The sequence below is a fragment of the Rhizobium sp. P1_E1 genome, from assembly GCF_056406015.1.
The window spans coordinates 1-1,278 of the sequence record NZ_JBFUAY010000506.1; the positions used below are offsets into that span (position 1 = coordinate 1).

A 1,278-nucleotide genomic window follows, 5' to 3' on the forward strand; every position below is an offset into this window, starting at 1 on the left:
GCGCATATCTTCGAGGAAGCGGACAGATGAACCGCGCGGCTGCCGTCGAGCGCGTAGTCTATTGGATCGGGTTGGCGGCCCTGATCTGGATCGTCGTCACCTTCCTGATACTGCCGCTCGTCGCGTGCGCATATCTTCGAGGAAGCGGACAGATGAACCGCGCGGCTGCCGTCGAGCGCGTAGTCTATTGGATCGGGTTGGCGGCCCTGATCTGGATCGTCGTCACCTTCCTGATACTGCCGCTCGTCGCGTCACTTCATGCGGCATTTTTCAAGCACGGCAGCCTGGTGGTCGGCCAGACCCTAAGCGAACTTTCAAGATCACGAAGAGTGCGCGCTGCCCTTTGGAACACGGCTTGGATGACGTCAGCGACCATGGTCACGGTGACCATTGTCGGGATTTTCCAGGTCGTCGTCCTTGAATATTTTCACGTACGCGGTCGCGCGCTCTTGAAAATCGCCTATGCAACGCCGCTGGTCTTCGGCAGTGTCGTTGCGGCGGCGGGCTATAACTTCACCTATGGTCCCGGCGGTGCGGTGACACATCTGGTGAAGGCGATCGTTTCCAGCCTCCCGCAAGACTGGTTCATCGGCTGGTTTGGCGTGCTCTTCACGCATACCTTTCTGATGACCAACTTTTACTATCTTTTTCTGCGCGCTGCGATGCGCCGCGTCGACCACGCAACCATCGAAGCCGCGCGCAGTATGGGTGCCTCGGAATATACGATCCTGTGGCGTGTGGTACTGCCCGCAATCATGCCGACGCTCCTCGCTGTCACCCTTCTTACCCTTTACACCGCGATCAGCTCTTTCGCCGCCCCTCAGGTGCTGGGCGGTCGCGATTTCCACATGCTGAGCCAGATGGTGCTGACTCTGAACAGCCTGCGCCGTCCCGACATGGCCGCCTTACTGGCGCTTATGATGGGACTGTGTCTCATGGCGCTTATCCTGCTGTCTCAATATTACGAAGCGCGCGGCTCCTATGTCGGCGGCGCGAAAGCGACTGCGCCCATCCAGCTACGCAAAATTTGCAGCCCGATCGGCAATACAGTGCTACACTTTTTTGCCTATCTTCTTGTGGCTATTTATGCGGTGCCGATCGCTCTTGTCGTACTCTTCTCCTTCGCCCCGGCCGCGAGCATCGGCATCGAAGTGATCCCATCCAGCCTGACCCTGAAGAACTATGCCCGCGTCTTTACCGAAGGCACCGCCTTTCTTCCGTTCTTCAACTCCATAGTGATGAGCCTTGTCGCGGTATCGGCGGCGCTGGTCGTTACGC

The 1,278-nt window shown here is 58.5% G+C and carries 1 protein-coding gene; it reads left to right on the top strand.

What is annotated here, in order from left to right; all coding sequences use genetic code 11:
- Positions 1-26 precede the first annotated feature (26 nt).
- The coding region (locus tag AC1D1Z_RS37535) for an ABC transporter permease (protein WP_477853902.1) at positions 27-1,278 on the top strand (1,252 nt) is incomplete at its 3' end.